The organism is Peribacillus sp. NJ11 (genome assembly GCF_030348405.1).
Taxonomy (GTDB): Bacteria; Bacillota; Bacilli; order Bacillales; family DSM-1321; genus Peribacillus.
Genome location: NZ_JAUCFO010000001.1, coordinates 3,901,846 through 3,919,302 on the forward strand (window position 1 = coordinate 3,901,846; position 17,457 = coordinate 3,919,302).

The following is a 17,457-nucleotide window of genomic DNA, read 5'->3' on the forward strand; positions in this document are numbered from 1 at the left end:
AAAATGCGAAATATTAGTCAATAAATATAACCCGTAATGGATAGTCTTTTATAGGACTATCCATTTTTCTTTCTTTGAGGAGCTATGAACTGAATTTTCACTTTAAATGACTGTATTCCCCACAAAGCAATTGATAAATATTTCCAAAACAAATATACTTTCTAGTAAAGGATAGACTTTATTGACCGAATGCATGTAAGCGATTTCGATAACGTACGAAAATTTCCACAATTGAATAAGTTATAGGGGAAAGGTTGGCGTTTTTATGAAAAAATTATCTATTGGCGTTTTTACCTTCATGCTGTATTTCGTTCCATTATCAAGTACTTCACCCGGATCAGCAGAAGTAAAACCAGATTACAAGCTTTATGTGATGGCCCCATTGGGTGAAATAACAGATTGGGATGCATTTGAAGCAGAGTTGATTCAGTTGAAGGAAAATGGAGTATACGCAATAACGACAGATATCTGGTGGGGATTGGTCGAGAGTAAAAAAGATAATCAATTTGATTGGTCTTATTATAAAAAATATGGGGAGACAGTGAAAGCTTCTGGTTTAAAATGGGTGCCCATTTTATCTACACATCAATGCGGCGGTAATGTGGGAGATGATTGTAACTATCCCATCCCGAGTTGGCTTTGGAATATAGACTCTGCCGAAAACATGGCATTCAAGAGTGAAAGTGGTTTCTGGAATAAGGAGGTACTTGCTCCTTGGTGGGAAGGTACAGCTGATCAATACGAAGAATTGTACAAATCCTTTGCAAAGAACTTTGCTGGTGAGAAGGATTTAATAGCTAAAATATATCTAAGTGCAGGTCCAGCTGGGGAACTAAGATATCCCTCCTATCAAAATGCAGATGGCTGGGAATATCCTGAAAGGGGACAGCTTCAAGCTTATACAGAAGGGGCGAAACGGGATTTCAGGCTTACCATGAGAGAGAAGTATTCAACGATAAAAAAATTAAATGCTGCTTGGGGCAAAAATTATAAAAACTGGAGGGAGATTCAGCCGCCAGGTAACGGGGATGAATTTTTCACAAGAGGAGGAGCAGTCGACACACAATTTGGAAAAGATTTCATGCAGTGGTATCAAGGTGCACTTGAAAAACATCTTTCAAAAATCTCGAAATTTGCCCATAAACATTTTGATGAAGTCTTTGGCGTACCAATCGGAGCTAAAATCTCAGGTGTCCATTGGAAAATGAACGATCCAGTACTGCCGCATTCAGCAGAATATAGTGCAGGGTACTATAACTACTCCCAACTACTGAATCAGTTTAAGAAATCCAATATGGCCCTCACGTTCACCTGTTTGGAAATGGGAGATCAAGACGCACATAATGCACCATCCTATAGTGCTCCTAAAACGTTAGTGACCCATATTGCCACTTTAGCCAATCAAAAAGGAATTTCATTAAACGGGGAAAACGCACTCCCACTGATCAATAATGAATGGGGCTTTGACAATATCGCAGAAATGGTTTTTAACTATGATTTTGAGGGCTTTACCTTGCTAAGGATGTCATATTTATTCGATGATGAAGGAAATCCAACAAATGAGTTCAGGATGATGGCAGATAAATTGGAAGGCAAATCCATTCCAGTTACATTCACAGTTGAAAATGTACCTTCCACACAGGGAGTCTACTTTATTGGGGATAGAGGAGAAATAGGCAGATGGAATCCAGAAGATTACGAATATAAACTCACACAAAATAAAGAAGGCAGCTGGAGCGGAACATTCCGTTTAGCCGCAGATCGATACTATGAATTCAAGTTCGTCATAAAAGATGAAAATGGCAATATTACTTGGCAAGATGGAGAAAATAATAGTTATAAAACTCCTTTGAATGGAATAGGAAACTATAAAACTTCATGGTAGTTGGTTATATATAGGATCCTGTCAAAATGATGTCTTATGTTTTATATGACTAACTAATAAGGGATTGTGGGAAGAATATAAGGTATTGAAAGCTTTTCATCACAAGTTATCTCTACTATTTCTTGAAATGAATACAATGCAAAAACCATCTTCTGTGTAGAAGTACCAATTGAGCAAATTAACCAAATGAATAAAACCTCGATAAATAATGGGGAAAATATTATTTAATACTTAATTGACCTGTATTTTCATTAAATAGACATGTGGACTATTTTTAGGACAAAACAATAAGAAAGGGAGGAATTGAAACAAATGAAAACAATGATTACATGGACAGGGCAAATGGCCTTTTCTGGCACTACTCCGTCAGGACATGAAATAAAGATCGATGCTGCCGAAGAAGTAGGAGGAAAAAATAGTGGAGCAAGACCCACAGAGTTACTGTTACATTCCCTTGCTGGGTGCACAGGAATAGATATTGTAATGATTTTGAAAAAAATGCGATTTGAAACAATGGCCTTTCAAATAGAAATAGAAGGGTCACGGGCAGAAAACCATCCAAAACGTTTTACCGATTTTAATATCCACTATTTATTGGAGGGGGAACTGCCTGAAGATAAAGTGGTCCGTGCGATTCAATTATCGAAAAATACCTACTGTTCAGTATATCACTCATTAAATGCCAACATTAAAATGAGCTATTCAATAAATGGAGTTAAAGGAAAACAAGAAATCTAAGCACTATCATTTATGAGTAAATTGTTATTAAATTTATCGTTTAAGAAAAGCAGCCTTCATTTCCTTAAAGAAATGGAGGCTGTTTTTGACTGAAATGAACGTTTTATAGAATGAATCTTTTTGTTTGTACAGTCAGTAAAGAGGTAACAAATATTAAAATATTTCAGTAAGACACATTAAAAGCTATGCACAAAAGTGACAACTGCAGAATCAATTCCTCTGAATGGTAATACAAGGCGTATTTCCTTAGGACATTAAATAATCAAACTTTTTTCTCCAGTAAAGAAAATATTTACCTTCAAATTGTTTTTCAGGAAAGCTCACATTCCATTGTCCTGAACCATTTATCGGAATAGATGGGTTTATTTAGTCAGCAAGTAATCAAAATGTAATCGTTTGTAATTGGAATACCCTTGATGTTAAGACTTTATCCATATAAACTTTATATATTATTGAGGAGTGGTTAAGTTGAAAGAGATAACAATTGACAAATTAATTTTTAAAAATCATTTATCGATGATTGAACAATATTCATTGAAAGATTTCATGTTTAAGTGGCTCGGCAGCCCCGACGAAGGATTAGATGATTTTCTTCCACTTAAATACACAGATGAAGTCTTTGCAAAAATGGAAACGACATTGGAAACAAAAATAAAGATCCACGATGATGAGACCTTCAGATATGTCACCATTACGGAAGATAACCAAATTGTAATAGGTGGCTTAGACTCGAATCAAGAGTTAAAGTTTAGAATTTTGTCCTTGGAGGAGCGTTTGAAAAGCTACTAAAAAATCTAATGGCTTTGCATGGCATGCTTTCAAGACTGAATCATATTTTTAGATAAAAATAAGGCCGTCCTTATCATTTAGGAGATGGCCTTATTTTTGTTATTTAATAATTACCCTCCCCTTAGCGTTTGAACTGTACCCGAAAGTAAAAGGAAGCTGTCGATAATTAAAATCAATCATATTTTTTAATCCAAGCCAGTAATATTAGACTTAAGTGAAGTATTTCTCTTGTTCGTTGTAATCCTAACCTTCCTAATGTTGCGGTGAGCGTGCAACTCTTTAATCCGCGAGTTGTTTGGATTTATTTTACAAAATAAAAACGATTATTAATTTGTCTTAGTGTATTATAGTAATGGAGTTGATTAAAACACTTGAGGAGGAATTGTGATGGGCGAAACGTTAGCGAGTTCAATCAAAACGCTTTTGAAAGAAACGTTTGAGGGACCCGGAATTGATGGGAGCTATTATACTGAATCAAGACCGAATACAGGGGTGTTTGGGACACTTGATGGTTTAACCGCAAACGACGCTTCACTTTCAATAAATGGATCGACTATAGCTGCTCACTCAGACCACATACGATATTATTTATGGGTGATCCGCACAATGATCAGTGGCGCGGACTTTGAAAAAGATTGGGACGCAAGCTGGACCATTGCTGCTGTTGATGAGGTGAAATGGGCTGAAATCAGGGAAGGATTACATAAAGAATATGTAACTCTATTGGCAGAAATCGATTCAATCGATTTAGAGGAATGGCTGACAAATGTAAATGCGACCATTGCCCACTCTGCTTATCATCTTGGAGCGTTACGGCAAATGATAAAAAGCCTTGAAAACGAAAAATAATCTTGAGGGTTTGAAAATGATTTCCTCTCCACTCTCCAGGCACCTCTTTCCGCGGACGGTCCGCCCTCGGGGCTCTATGCGCCTTTGGAGGCTCGTACCTTCCGTTCCAATCGACTGGACTTTTTTTCAAAGAAAAAACTGTAGGCTGGTCTTATTTCGAAACTTGTTTAAGAATAGTTTATCCTTTATGTTTTTTACTTTGAAGAAATTTGCGACACTCCTGCCGAATACCTGGCTAGCCAATACCCCATAGACGCTTGCGGCGAGGAGACTTGGCAGACAGTCGGCGGAAAGGGAGCGGATTTCTGAAATCAACTGGTTCTTCTTCTTATTTGACTACAGACTGAAAAAGGCCGCTAAATAGTGACTTTTTAGTTTGTCGACAAAAGGAGGTTCGGAATGCTCTCACACCGATCCATGATTTTAAAACCCTTAATGGTTTTTTACTGTAATCCTTATAGGATTGAGGAAATTTGCGACACTCCTGCCGAATAACTGGCTAGCCAAGACCCCACAGACGTTTGCGGCGAGTAGGCTTGGCAGACGGTCGGCGGAAAGGGAGCGGATTTCTGAAATCAACTGGCTCTTTTTTTTGCAAACCCAGCAAATGTTGCTGGGTTTATATTTATTTCGTTAAGGATCTAAAGTGCGTGTTCAAGCTTGAAAAATGAAACATGAAGAATTTCTATAATACCTAGGACTTCAATTATAATCCGCCCCTGCAAGATGCATATTAGATGGTTAGGACATGTTATGCATTCAGAAACACACACCATTTTGTTGGTTATTGTTGGATTGTGTCAGATTATATTAAGAATTTTGTACATTTTAAAGGGTTCAAGTCGTAATTGGAGAAGTATTATTATCATGATGTTTTTTAGCCGAGGAATACTGACTGCATGAATATCAACGTAAAAGGAGGGCTCTTAATTAAAAAACAGCTGTTTAAACTAAGTATATTTTGCTTTATATTCTTTGTTCAAACATTATGGCCTCCCGCTGTTTTTGCTGAACAAAAAACATTTATAATTGCTGGAGAAAGTGCTCTTGCTCCATTTTCATTTGAAAATGAAGCTGGTGAGCTGACAGGGATCAATATTGATTTAATGGAGGAAATAGCAAAATATAATGGCGTAGATTTCAAATATATTCCGATGGGGATGGAAGAAGCGGAAAAAGCTTTAATGAATGGAACAATTGATGCAATTGTTGGAAGCACCTATAATTCCGAAAAAGATAACCAACTTGATTTCACTCAATCCTATTTTACAATGTCCCAATCAATAATCATTCCTAGTAAAAGGAAACAGGATATTCATACGTTAACGGATTTACGTGATTCACATGTTGTCCTTGACCATAACACTCCAGTAATCAGTACATTTCTCAATATGAGGAATACAAATTTAACGACCGTTTCGAATCAATACTCGGGTATTTTAACATTATTGAACAACCGTGCAGATGTATTCATCGGAAACAAATGGACTGCAGACTTCTATTTGAAAAAGTTCCGCCAAGAAAAGAATTACATCATTCTTGATGAAGTCATTGAACCCGCGGATTATACGATAGCAGTGAAAAAAGGGAATCAATCGCTTCTTTTCATGATGGACAATACACTCACAGAACTTAAAGCAAACCGAAATATCAACGGGATAATCGATAAATGGGTCATGCCACAGTCCAATCAAAAAATTGCCAGGCTGGAGCAATTCATATTCTGGTTGATCATAATCTTAACTGCGGTAGCACTTATCCTTCTAATCATTTACATATGGAATCAAAAGCTAAAAAAATCCGTTCATAACCAGACGTTGAAATTACATTTATTAAATAAGGATTTAGAGAAACAACGACAAAACATCGCAAATGGTAAAGCGTTCAAAGATCAAATCTTAAACAATATCAATACTGGAATCATAACATTCGATCTCGATTTCATGATTACCAGCTGCAACGCAAAGGCTTCGGACATTCTCAACATTTCCAAGGAAATGATTCTGAATCTTATGAATCATTCGCAATTAATGAAGAATTTCGAAGCTTTCAATCAAGAACAGAATGAGGATAGTACGGGTTCTTTTCGGATCTTGGTATTTGATGAGGAAAATGAACAGAAGGTGATTTCCTATTCGATGCATAAGATGTTCAATTCTGAAGAAATGCAAACCGGATACTTACTTTCCATGAATGATGAGACAGAAAAGAAAACATTGGAGAAAAAATTGGTCACACAAGAAAAGCTGCACGCTCTTGGACAACTAGTTGCAGGTGTCGCACATGAAATCAGGAATCCTTTAACATCTATCAAAACTTTCATAGATTTACTTCCGAGTAAATATGATAACCCCCAATTCCGACAAGTGCTAATGGAACACTTGCCTACTGAAGTAAACCGACTGAATGCAATCGTTACCGATTTAATTGAATATGCACGTCCGCGCCCGCCAAATATAACGAATTGCTACGCACACGAACTTATATCATTACTTGCTTTTCATAAGGTGACAATGGAAAAGAAACAAATAAATTTCGAGCAGACCATTGATGATGACCTTATATTTTATATAGATTTACAACAAATTCACCAGGTTCTTTTAAACTTGGTGTTGAATTCGATTCATGCTGTTGAAGAAACCGAGGAAAAGAACATTAAAATCACAATTGATAAAGAGAACGAAAAGACAGGGCGGATTACCATATCCGATACGGGGAAAGGGATGAAACAGGAGGAACTGAACCATATTTTCGAACCTTTTTTCACAAATAAAGAAAAGGGCGTCGGTTTGGGGCTTACGTTATCTTATAGGCTAGTTAAGGAAAATAACGGAGATATCCATGTGAAAAGTTATCCTAATTCAGGAACGAAATTCATCATTTTACTACCTTTATATATCGAATAGAAGCTTGAAAGGAGGAGGAGTAATATGAAAATTCATGTATTGGTGATCGATGATGAACCTGCTATTTGCACCGCTCTTAGCTTTGCCTTGGAAGATTCTTATCAAGTCGTTACAACAACGGACCCGGATGAAGGTCTTCGAAAGATTGATAATCAGCATTTTGATATTGTTTTACTTGATCTTAGAATAGGAAATAAAAGTGGACTTGATGTCCTACAGAAAATCAAACAAATAGCACCTAACGTGACAATCATCATGATGACTGCCTATTCATCCATTGAAACTTCCATCGAGGCCATAAAAAAAGGGGCCTACTACTATATTGAAAAGCCAATTAATATAGAAGAACTTTCTTTGCTCTTGATGAGGGCAGCCGAATTCAAACAGATGTCCAATCAATTGGAGACTTTACATGAAGAATTAGAGATTCAAAAGGGATTTGGTAATTTTCTTGGTAACAGCAAGGCGATGCAGCGTATTTTTTCAATGATCGAAAGAGTGAAAGATATTGATTCAAGTGTTCTTATCACGGGTGAAAGTGGAACTGGAAAAGAGCTGGTAGCCCGAAACATCCATACATTAGGAAGAAGGAAACATAACCCCATGCAGATTGTCAATTGTGCAGCAATTCCTGAGATGCTGCTGGAATCTGAATTGTTCGGTTATGAGAAGGGAGCATTTTCCGGTGCAACTCAGAGGAAGGACGGGAAATTCGTTGCTGCTAATGGAGGCATCCTTTTTTTGGATGAAATTAGTGAAATGCCACTTCCTCTTCAAGCCAAATTATTACGGGTATTACAGGAACGGGAAGTGACGCCTCTGGGATCCAATACAAAAATCTCACTGGATGTCCGTATTATAAGTGCAGCCAATAAAAACCTGGAACAAATGGTGATGGAAGGGGAATTTAGGGAGGATTTGTATTTCAGGCTAAATGTCATTCCTATCTCCATGCCGCCTTTAAGAGATAGAAAAGAAGATTTACCGATCCTTATGGATTATTTTATAAAAAAGCACGCTAGGGATATGAATCGTGAAGATAAGACGTTCTCGGCAACTGCACGTCGAATTTTACTGGATTATCATTACCCTGGGAATGTCCGTGAGCTTGGTAACATTATAGAATATGCTGTTGCCCTATCAAACTCGAAAAGCATGGAGGATACCGATTTGCCGCAATATGTTCAAGAACAGAAGTTCATTCTCCAGCCGGATGGCAATGACGACGATCTTAACAGTTTCAGGATTCCTATTGGCATATCCATGAAAGAAATAGAGGAAAAAGTTATAACGGCCACTCTTCAATACTGTAAAAATCATCGGCAAAAAACAGCTCAAGTTTTAAAAATTTCCGAAAGAAGCCTTCGGGATAAAATTAAGCTCATTTCAAAAGGAGAATAAAAGACTTATAGTGGGAACCGGCATTTTTTTCTGGGTAACCGGCAAAAATTGCCGGTTTAAACGGGTATTCCAAACAATAAATCGGCAGGATTTGCGTTTTAAAGCAGAAAATCGACTTGGCATGTTATTTGCATCTAAGTACATTAAGAAAGGAGGGCCACAATGAAAAATGGAGCACTCTTTATAAAAGTCGCTTTGTTATTTTGTTTCATGACAGGATGTTCTTTTATGAATGAGCAGCAGGAAATATCCAAACCTGCTACTACCCTGATTCAGAGTCAATTAACTTCTGAAGGACAGGATTTAAATAATAGGCTGCTAATCATTGCAACCGGAGATATGACAGGTGTTTATTTTTCATTAGGAAAAAGATTGTCAAACATGTATGAAAAATATAATGGAGCTGTTTCAGGAACCCAGGTAACCCATGCTTCTATCGAAAATACTGAATTGGTTAGCGGCCATCGGGCAGAAATTGGTTTTACCACAGTGGATGTACTTGATTTGCCTGAAACGGATAAATCCAAGTTAAGAGCTTTAACGGCCCTATATTCCAATTATGTTCAAATTGTTACTACTAAACAAAATGATATTGATTCCTTAGAAGATTTAGTTGGTAAACGCATTAGTGTGGGTACGACAGGAAGCGGTACAAGGCTTATTGCAGAACGGATACTGTTAGAATCTGATTTGCCGACCGATCAATTGAATTTATCCTATCTTTCTTTTTCTCAATCAGCAGAAGCATTACGAAATGGTACCATTGATGCAGCTTTCTTTTCTTCGGGACTTCCGAATAATGAAATCGCTTTCATATCCAATCAGACGGAACTGACTTTCATACCAATACCGGGGGACATCATTGAACGTCTTCAAAAACAATATGGAGTTTATACTCATAATGAAATTCCCAGAGATACATACAAGGGAATGAAAAAAAATGTCCAAACGATATCAATTAAAAATGTCCTGGTAACCTACAAGGAAATGTCTGACCCGCATGCTTACAATCTTGTGAAAACATTATATGAACATCTGCCTGAACTGCAGCAAACACATCCGGCGGCTTCTGATATTTCAATAGAGGAAGCAACCAAACAAGTTCCAATGGATTTTCATTCAGGGGCCATGAATTATTTTACTGAACAAGGAATGATTGAAAATCAATGAAAAACGGGAGGTAATGACTTTGAAAAAACTAATATGTCTTTTATCGATAATCGCATTGATCGCACTTGCGGGGTGTGGCAATCCTACTCCGCAAAAGCCGGGGGAATCTGTACAAACGAGTACAGGTGAAAAAGGGGAGAAGAAAATAACGATAGCCGGTAATGGCGGGGTCATCGAAAGCGCCATCCGAGATGTGATCGCTCCAAAGTTCAAAGAAGAAACGGGAATCACTGTTAATTATATTTCCGGTTTATCAGGTGAAATCCTTTCTAAAGTGGAATTACAGAAGAACGCTCCGCAAATAGATGTTGCCCTTTTTGTACCGGTTGATGTAATACGCGCTAAGGAGAAGGAACTGATCGTACCAATTGATGAGTCCAATGTTCCCAATATGAAATCGGTGGATCCCCGATTCATTCCGATTGAAAATGCTGCCGCGCCAGCATTCGGCTTAGTCATTGCACCAGCTTATAATACGGAAACCTTTAAAAAGAAAGGGTTAAAATCAATTGAATCATGGAATGATCTTGTCTCCCCGGATTACGAGGGTAAAACGGCATTTTCAGATATTACGAATGACTGGGGTTTCAATACCCTTAATGGTCTGGCGATTGCAAACGGCGGCAGTACGGAAGACATGGAACCAGGTCTTGAAAAAGCAAAAGATCTTGCAGGATACTCCAATACTTTTTATAAAAACTCAACGCAAATGATGCCAGCTATCCAACAGGGAGCTGCTGACGTAACGGTCATGGGTAGTTATTCCATAGGTGAACTAGCCGTTTCAGGAATTCCAATTAAGATGGCGGTGCCTAAAGAAGGTGTGCCGCTTCAAGCTTTCAGCGCTGGTCTAGTGAAGAATACGCCTAATAGCAAAGAAGCCCTAGAATTCATCAACTATGTAGTCAGTGAAGAAGCACAAGCACTAATTTCCGAAAAAGGATTTTATCCGACGGTGGAAGGTATGAAAATCCCAGAGAAATATGAAGAGTCAATCGGCCTTAAAGCAAGTGATAAAACATTCAAACCTGATTTCGCCAAGTTTGCAGAAATCCGTGCTGAAGTGTCAGACAGATGGGCGAAAGAGGTTACTCCTGAATTAGGGAAAAAACTCAAATAATAAGGAGCGTGTTGATCACATGGAAGTATTAAAAAAAGATATGGAAATTAATAGACAACACCTGGAGGCAGTTCAGGGGGTTGGGTCAAATAAAAATGATGTAGAGATAAAAGGAGCGTTTAAACAATTTGGCTCGAATGTGGTCCTGAATGGTATTGATCTGGAGGTGAAACAAGGAGAGTTACTCACTCTTCTTGGACCTTCCGGGTGCGGAAAGTCCACAACCTTGAACCTCATTGCAGGATTCCTCGATGCAGACCGGGGAGAGGTCCATATTAAAGGAAATAATGTTACGAAGGTTCCTCCTTATAAGAGAGATTTAGGCATGGTTTTTCAAACGTATTCACTTTTTCCCCATATGACAGTCTATGAAAATTTAAGCTTTGGCTTGAAGCTGCGCAAGGTGGGTAAAGCTGAACAAAAAAAGAAGATAAGTAAAGCGCTTGAATTAGTGAAAATGTCAGGATTGGAGAATCGTTATCCAAGAGAATTATCAGGAGGTCAGCGTCAGCGTGTTGCGATTTCCAGGGCACTTGTAGTTGAACCGGAGCTCCTTTTGCTGGACGAACCGCTTTCAAACCTTGATGCAAAACTGCGCCATGAACTTAGGGCCGAGATAAAGCGATTACAAAAGGAAATTGGCGTAACGACCATTTTTGTGACCCATGATCAAGAAGAAGCACTTTCCATGTCTGATCGAGTCGTGGTGATGAATGCAGGGAAAATTGAACAAATCAGTACTCCGACTGATATTTACAATCATCCCAAGACAGAATTCGTCTTTCAATTCATCGGTAAATCGAATTGTTTTGAAGGGAATGTCTCTGCTGTGGACAAGCGGAAAGTGTCAGTCAAGATAGGTTCTGATATCACACATGTAGACGCAGATAATATCATGGGAAATGATAATGATTTGAAAACCGGAGATGAGGTGAAGCTTTATATTAGACCAGAAAAACTGCAAATTTTTTCTGCAGATGACACCTCCTTACCACATTTGGATTTCCATCGTGCCAAGATTAGCCAAATTAACTATCTTGGTACCTCATGGGAAATCAATGTTCTATTACAGAGTAAAAGTATACAAGTATTGACTTCCGCTTTTGATTCATCATGGCAAAATGGAAGTGAGGTGTTGATAGGATGGAGCCCATCAGAAGTTATGCTAGTCAAGAAATAGAACGGGAAAAGAATCCGATTGAGCCGCAAAAGGAACCTAAAATCAAGAAAAGGAAGGTCTGGGTGCCGGGATTACTCCTTTTAACGCCGATTCTACTTTTCATATTTGGTTTCTTCGTCATACCGATGTTATACATTTTATATTTAAGCTTCATCTCCACTGATAATCTTGGAGGAGCGGATGCCGTTTATAGCCTAAAAAACTATACACAATTATTTTCAGATAGCTATTACTTATCATCTTTGTGGCTAACAGTGAAAATCAGCTTATATTCGGTCTTGGTTGCATTATTTCTTGGATATCCGGTAGCTTTGACGATGGCCAAAAGTTCAGCACGGATCAGAGGGTATATCACTCTCTTGATCGTGTCACCGCTTCTAGTAAGTATAGTGGTCCGTAATTTTGGCTGGTACCTCTTGCTATTACCTAATGGAACGATTAATCAAACCTTGATGGCCCTTGGCATAATAGATGCACCATTGAAACTATTGTTTTCGGAAATCGGAGTTGTGATTGGACTATCCAATGCATATCTACCTTTCATGATCTTATCCATCGTTGCCAGCTTATATAATATTGATCCTTCCCTGGATAAGGCAGGAGCCATACTTGGGGCAAGCCCATTCAGAAGGTTCTTTTCCATTACATTGCCGCTAAGTATCCCTGGTATAGTATCTGGTTGCATTCTTGTATTCAGTTTGTCTATGAGTGCTTATGTTACGCCTGCACTAATGGGCGGAGCCAATGTACCCGTGATGCCTGTTGTCATCTATGATCAAATAAATAACCTGCTGCATTGGACATTCGGTTCTGCTCTATCTTATATTCTATTAGCCACCACCGTCATATCAGTAGCCGTCTTTACCAGAGTGTTTGAAAAAGGGAAATTCAAGGAGGTATTCCGATGATGAAAACGTTTGGCGGCCTTCGGATTGCCGTAGCCGTGTTGGCGATTATTTATATCTTGATCCCGCTCATTGTCGTTATTCCCGCTTCTTTTACAAGTGCCAATTATCCAAGTTTTCCGGCTGAAGGCTTCTCACTGAAATGGTATGTCAAGATCTTGGAGCGTCCAGAATTTTTGGAAGCATTTTTGAATAGTGCGAAATTTGCAGCATTAGCTGCCCTATTCTCCGTCATATTCGGAACTTTGGGGGCCCTTGGCATCGCAAAGTATGATATACCGGGAAAATCGTATATTACGGCCCTTTTAACTTCTCCATTAAGTGTACCGCAATTAGTCTTAGGGATTGCACTGTTAATGTACTTTACACCAATGATGCTAGCCGGTACGTCTGCCGGATTCTTGATTGCCCATATCGTCATTTGCATACCATATGTAATGCGCCTGGTATTAACCGGTCTTAGTGGATTTGATTATAATCTTGAACGGGCTGCGGCCATACTTGGAGCCAATCCATTTACAGTATTCATGAAAGTGACACTGCCGCTGATTGGGTCCGCGGCAATCTCTGGGGGATTATTCGCATTTTTGACATCATTTGATAATGTAACCGTCTCACTCTTTATGGTATCACCTGAAATGAGAACGTTGCCGATCGAGATTTTCTCGCAAATGCAGGATGCCTACAATCCGATTGTTGCTTCTGTGTCAAGCGTGGTTATATTCATATCAGTTCTTCTAATCGTCATACTTGAAAAAATTCAAGGTGTCGGAAAAGTTTTTGGTGGTTCCCATCATACAAACGGATAAAAAGATATAACAATGGATCATGCTGTCTAAGCTCGGTTTTTGATTTCATCTAAACGTTCCATTCAAGTGATCCAAACATCTTTTAGCAGACAATAGTGGGGCCGTTAGGATAGGGACAGAAGGATTAATTTGCTTTGCAACATGCTCCATACTATATTGTGAAAGCAAAATCACTTCTGTCTTTCCATCTAATTGTTTCACCATCTTTTTAACCCGATCGTCATGCTCCTTTCTTCTTCCTTGAGACAATAAATGGATGATCCCGGGATCCACCAAAGATACGATCTTACAGTCCGGATTCTTATCTAATAAATAATTTTGAAGGGCGATGGGTGTTTCTTTTACGGTTGAAATCAGGCCGATGGTAGTATAGCGAAGTGCTTCATCAAGCATGGCCTCATCTGAACGAAATAACTTTACAGTGTAAAGAGGTTGTAAAATTGAAGTGATTCCATTAAAAGCAGAGCAAGTAAGTTGGATGCATGAAACGCGAGAATCATAGGCTAAATTCAGTAATGCAGAAAAGCGGCGAATGATTTCCGGCGTTAACTTGCCGCTCTTTTCCATCAAGGCGAGAAGTCCCGTGTCCATGAAATGAAGGAGTTCAATGTTTGGAGCAACTGTCTGAAAGGCCCTTTCTATTGGTTTGAGTGCAGTTGTGGTTGCGTGAATCAATGCGATTTTCAATAAAAACCCTCCTTTATCTTTCATCATTATATCTAGCTGAATCATAAAATTCCATTATATTACATGCAATTGATGCTTTTCCCATTTACTATAATCATGAACGGAAGTGAGAAGCATGGAGAAAGAAGCCTTACACGACCTTAGTCAGGTAATTCCAGGTGATAGAATGTTCCTTGATTTAGCAGAAAGGTATTGTTATAGCTATGACGCTTCTTTTGGGGAATTTTTACCTGAAGTCGTGATACAGCCAAAAAACGCCGAAGAAATCAGTGAAGTGGTTAAATTGGCTAATATACACAAAATACCTGTTTACCCTAGAGGATCTGGTACTTCGCTAAGTGGCGGCCCTTTACCAGTTAAAGGGGGGATGGTTCTTGATATGACCCTTTTACGAGATAAATTGATCATCGATCGGGAAAATATGCTTGCCATTGTCTCTCCGGGTGTGATTACGGCAAATATCCATAAAAAGGCGGAAGAAGCTGGCTTGTTCTATCCTCCCGATCCAAGCAGTTCAAATGTTGCCACAATAGGCGGGAATCTATTGGAAAACTCCAGCGGTCCAAAAGGATTGAAATACGGAACGACCAAAGAATATGTGATAGGCCTAGAGGTGGTCACCCCAACGGGAGAAATCATCCGTACTGGCGGAAAGACCGTGAAAAATGTAACAGGGTATGATTTGACCCGATTGATCGTAGGATCGGAAGGTACCTTGGGCATCGTTACAGAGGCAATCATCCGCTTAATCCCAAAACCGCAAGCTAAACAAACCTTTGTTGCCCACTTCAATCATTTGATTGACTCCGGCCATGCCATTACCAGCATATTATCGTCAGGAATTTTACCATCAGCCCTGGAATTGATGGATAATGCTTGTATCCGTGCTGTTGAAAGCTATCGACCTTCTGGCTTGCCTCTTCAAGCAGAAGCCATCCTTATCATAGAAATAGATGGTCACCCTTTAGCGATTGAGGAAGAAATAATTAAATGCGCCGATTTATGCAGGGCAAAGGGTGCTTCCTACGTCAAGATTGCGGAGACAGAGGAAGAACGCCAAACTATTTGGAGTGCGCGTAAATTGGTTTCCCCGGCTATTACACAACTGGGTCCTACAAAGATTTCTGAAGACGCGACTGTTCCACGCAGTCAAATTCCGGCGATGATGGAGAGATTAAACCGAATCCGGGAGAAATACGGGTTGAACTTGGTTGTTTTTGGTCATGCAGGAGATGGGAATTTGCATCCGAACATCATTACTGATAAACGAAATATTACGGAAATGAAAAAAGTGGAGCTTGCAGTCAGTGAAATTTTTGAAGCCGCAATTGAACTAGGCGGAACACTTTCCGGTGAACATGGAATCGGTACATTAAAGTCACCATATATGGAAATGGAATTAGGTATAACAGGGGTGAATATGATGAAAAAAATCAAAGAAGCATGGGATCCCAATAATATCCTGAATCCAGGAAAGATTTTTCCTGATAAGGGCCAGACAAGGGTCGTGTTGGTTACATGAACCTACCCGTTAAAGTGAACGAGACAAAGGCAGCGGTCCAAAATTTATATTCAGATGCCTATGATTGGACAAACCAATGCGTAAAATGCGGTTACTGTTTACCAGCATGTCCTACATACGAATCAATGGGTGTAGAATCAGCCTCTCCACGCGGTCGAATCAATCTAGTGAAAATGGCGGCCGAAGGGAAAATAGATTTCCAAAAAGATTTAGCTGAACCGATCGACCTATGCTTAGGCTGTCGTGCTTGTGAAACCGCATGTCCTGTTGGTGTGCCATACGGACATATACTGGAAGCGGCAAAAGAAGCCATTGAAAACTCCGCGCCAACAAACCAAAAAACTAGAATGACGAAGATCAAAAAACTGGCATTGGTTCATCTTTTCCCATATCCAAAACGAATGAATAGGATTGGGAGTGCAGTCCATCTTTATCAAAAAACAGGGTTATCCAAACTTATCCGGACATCCAATGTACTGCATAAAGTTTCACCTGCCCTTGGACATTTAGAACAAGCACTCCCTGATATCGAGTCGTCCTCCAAACGAATCAGGACAGGTACGATAATACCCGCAAAAGGGGAAACGAAATTAAGGGTGGCATTTTTTGCAGGGTGTATCATGGATTCCATGATGTCACGAATCAACCGTTTAACCATCGAGCTGCTTACCTTGGTGGGATGTGAGGTCATCCTCCCTGAAAATCAGAATTGCTGCGGTGCCCTGCATTCCCATCAAGGCGAAACAAAACAAGCGAAAGCATTAGCTAAGAGGAATATCCTTGCTTTCATGGAGGCAGATGCTGATGTAATTGTAAATAACGCAGGAGGCTGCGGTGCTTCGCTTCTTGAATATGGACATCTAATGGCAGATGATCACGAATGGGCTGGAACAGCAAGGCAATTCTCAAAAAAATCAAAAGATATTAGTCAAATCCTTTATCAATTGGGTCCACTTCCCTATACTGAAGAATGGCAAGGCATCGTTTCTTATCAAGATTCCTGTCATTTACGCAATGTTCAAAAGGTCCAAAAGGAACCTCGATTATTATTGCAATCCATACCAGGAATTTCCTATGTGGAAATGGAAGGGTTTGACCGCTGCTGTGCATCTGGAGGCATATACAATCTTCTCCACTTTGATGAATCCATGAAAATTCTTGATGAAAAAATGAAGAACCTAAAAGAAACGAAAGCCACTACCGTAGTGACCGTCAACCCTGGCTGTCAAATGCAAATGAGCATTGGCATTCAAAGGGAGGGAGCTACAAACCAAATGAAAAGTATTCACCTTGTTGAAATACTTGCCAAGGCTTGCGGCCTGGATTGATAAAAAGAATACAGAAACTTCATTGGACATTAAACGTCAGTATTTCCTGCTCTTATGCGAAAATACAGACGTTTTTATTTTTCATTTAATAATGACCATGTTAGAAACTTGATCTTACTCCATTAAAGATGTAGGTGGAAAAAGCCTTTGGAGAGCAATGATGCAGTG

General features: G+C 39.2%; 14 protein-coding genes. 13 read left to right on the forward strand and 1 reads right to left on the reverse strand.

Annotation, left to right across the window (positions count from 1 at the left end; all coding sequences use genetic code 11):
* Positions 1-265 precede the first annotated feature (265 nt).
* The 11 genes from QUF86_RS19240 to QUF86_RS19290 all read left to right on the forward strand — a co-directional run bounded on the left by QUF86_RS19240 (position 266) and on the right by QUF86_RS19290 (position 13,752).
* Positions 266-1,885, forward strand: coding sequence for a family 14 glycosylhydrolase (locus tag QUF86_RS19240; RefSeq protein ID WP_289335254.1), 1,620 nt, complete (start codon positions 266-268; stop codon positions 1,883-1,885).
* A 312-nt stretch (positions 1,886-2,197) separates the two neighbouring features.
* The gene (locus tag QUF86_RS19245; RefSeq protein ID WP_289316355.1) at positions 2,198-2,623 is read left to right on the forward strand and encodes an OsmC family protein; all 426 of its coding nucleotides are present in this window, start codon (positions 2,198-2,200) and stop codon (positions 2,621-2,623) included.
* A 468-nt stretch (positions 2,624-3,091) separates the two neighbouring features.
* Positions 3,092-3,412, forward strand: coding sequence for a hypothetical protein (locus QUF86_RS19250; protein WP_289316356.1), 321 nt, complete (start codon positions 3,092-3,094; stop codon positions 3,410-3,412).
* Between the two features lie 387 nt (positions 3,413-3,799).
* Positions 3,800-4,261: a hypothetical protein gene (locus QUF86_RS19255; protein ID WP_289335255.1), complete on the forward strand. Its 462-nt coding sequence runs from the start codon at positions 3,800-3,802 to the stop codon at positions 4,259-4,261.
* 899 nt (positions 4,262-5,160) lie between these two features.
* A complete protein-coding gene (locus tag QUF86_RS19260) occupies positions 5,161-7,167 on the forward strand; it encodes a transporter substrate-binding domain-containing protein (protein WP_289335256.1) in 2,007 nt (668 codons plus the stop codon).
* 24 nt (positions 7,168-7,191) lie between these two features.
* The gene (locus tag QUF86_RS19265) at positions 7,192-8,568 is read left to right on the forward strand and encodes a sigma-54-dependent transcriptional regulator (RefSeq protein ID WP_289335257.1); all 1,377 of its coding nucleotides are present in this window, start codon (positions 7,192-7,194) and stop codon (positions 8,566-8,568) included.
* Between the two features lie 162 nt (positions 8,569-8,730).
* Positions 8,731-9,738 carry a TAXI family TRAP transporter solute-binding subunit gene (locus tag QUF86_RS19270; protein WP_289335258.1) on the forward strand — a complete coding sequence of 336 codons (1,008 nt, stop codon included), beginning with the start codon at positions 8,731-8,733 and terminating at the stop codon, positions 9,736-9,738.
* Positions 9,739-9,757: 19 nt separating this feature from the next.
* On the forward strand, positions 9,758-10,858 hold the full coding sequence (locus QUF86_RS19275) for an ABC transporter substrate-binding protein (protein WP_289316361.1): 1,101 nt from the start codon (positions 9,758-9,760) through the stop codon (positions 10,856-10,858).
* A 40-nt stretch (positions 10,859-10,898) separates the two neighbouring features.
* The gene (locus QUF86_RS19280; RefSeq protein ID WP_483313687.1) at positions 10,899-12,038 is read left to right on the forward strand and encodes an ABC transporter ATP-binding protein; all 1,140 of its coding nucleotides are present in this window, start codon (positions 10,899-10,901) and stop codon (positions 12,036-12,038) included.
* On the forward strand, positions 12,002-12,946 hold the full coding sequence (locus QUF86_RS19285; protein ID WP_289316363.1) for an ABC transporter permease: 945 nt from the start codon (positions 12,002-12,004) through the stop codon (positions 12,944-12,946). Before QUF86_RS19280 ends, QUF86_RS19285 begins: the two co-directional genes overlap by 37 nt.
* Positions 12,946-13,752: an ABC transporter permease gene (locus QUF86_RS19290; protein WP_289336257.1), complete on the forward strand. Its 807-nt coding sequence runs from the start codon at positions 12,946-12,948 to the stop codon at positions 13,750-13,752. The genes QUF86_RS19285 and QUF86_RS19290 overlap by 1 nt, the downstream gene beginning before the upstream one ends.
* A 45-nt stretch (positions 13,753-13,797) precedes the next feature.
* Here QUF86_RS19290 and QUF86_RS19295 read toward each other — a convergent pair whose 3' ends face one another.
* Positions 13,798-14,439: a hypothetical protein gene (locus QUF86_RS19295; RefSeq protein ID WP_289335260.1), complete on the reverse strand. Its 642-nt coding sequence runs from the start codon at positions 14,437-14,439 to the stop codon at positions 13,798-13,800.
* A 115-nt stretch (positions 14,440-14,554) separates the two neighbouring features.
* Between QUF86_RS19295 and QUF86_RS19300 the strand changes: the two genes are divergently transcribed.
* Together QUF86_RS19300 and QUF86_RS19305 are read left to right on the forward strand one after the other, a co-directional pair.
* Positions 14,555-15,961, forward strand: a complete 1,407-nt coding sequence (locus tag QUF86_RS19300) for an FAD-binding oxidoreductase (protein ID WP_289335261.1) — start codon at positions 14,555-14,557, stop codon at positions 15,959-15,961.
* On the forward strand, positions 15,958-17,289 hold the full coding sequence (locus QUF86_RS19305) for a (Fe-S)-binding protein (protein WP_289335262.1): 1,332 nt from the start codon (positions 15,958-15,960) through the stop codon (positions 17,287-17,289). The genes QUF86_RS19300 and QUF86_RS19305 overlap by 4 nt, the downstream gene beginning before the upstream one ends.
* The last annotated feature ends 168 nt before the right edge of the window (positions 17,290-17,457 follow it).

What these genes read in the sequence shown, in the direction of transcription:
- QUF86_RS19240 (WP_289335254.1), top strand. Translation starts at nt 266, where the DNA reads ATGAAAAAATTATCTATTGGCGTTTTTACCTTCATGCTGTATTTCGTT.
- QUF86_RS19245 (WP_289316355.1), top strand. Translation starts at nt 2,198, where the DNA reads ATGAAAACAATGATTACATGGACAGGGCAAATGGCCTTTTCTGGCACT.
- QUF86_RS19255 (WP_289335255.1), top strand. Translation starts at nt 3,800, where the DNA reads ATGGGCGAAACGTTAGCGAGTTCAATCAAAACGCTTTTGAAAGAAACG.
- QUF86_RS19260 (WP_289335256.1), top strand. Translation starts at nt 5,161, where the DNA reads ATGAATATCAACGTAAAAGGAGGGCTCTTAATTAAAAAACAGCTGTTT.
- QUF86_RS19265 (WP_289335257.1), top strand. Translation starts at nt 7,192, where the DNA reads ATGAAAATTCATGTATTGGTGATCGATGATGAACCTGCTATTTGCACC.
- QUF86_RS19270 (WP_289335258.1), top strand. Translation starts at nt 8,731, where the DNA reads ATGAAAAATGGAGCACTCTTTATAAAAGTCGCTTTGTTATTTTGTTTC.
- QUF86_RS19280 (WP_483313687.1), top strand. Translation starts at nt 10,899, where the DNA reads ATGGAAATTAATAGACAACACCTGGAGGCAGTTCAGGGGGTTGGGTCA.
- QUF86_RS19285 (WP_289316363.1), top strand. Translation starts at nt 12,002, where the DNA reads ATGGAGCCCATCAGAAGTTATGCTAGTCAAGAAATAGAACGGGAAAAG.
- QUF86_RS19290 (WP_289336257.1), top strand. Translation starts at nt 12,946, where the DNA reads ATGAAAACGTTTGGCGGCCTTCGGATTGCCGTAGCCGTGTTGGCGATT.
- QUF86_RS19300 (WP_289335261.1), top strand. Translation starts at nt 14,555, where the DNA reads ATGGAGAAAGAAGCCTTACACGACCTTAGTCAGGTAATTCCAGGTGAT.
- QUF86_RS19305 (WP_289335262.1), top strand. Translation starts at nt 15,958, where the DNA reads ATGAACCTACCCGTTAAAGTGAACGAGACAAAGGCAGCGGTCCAAAAT.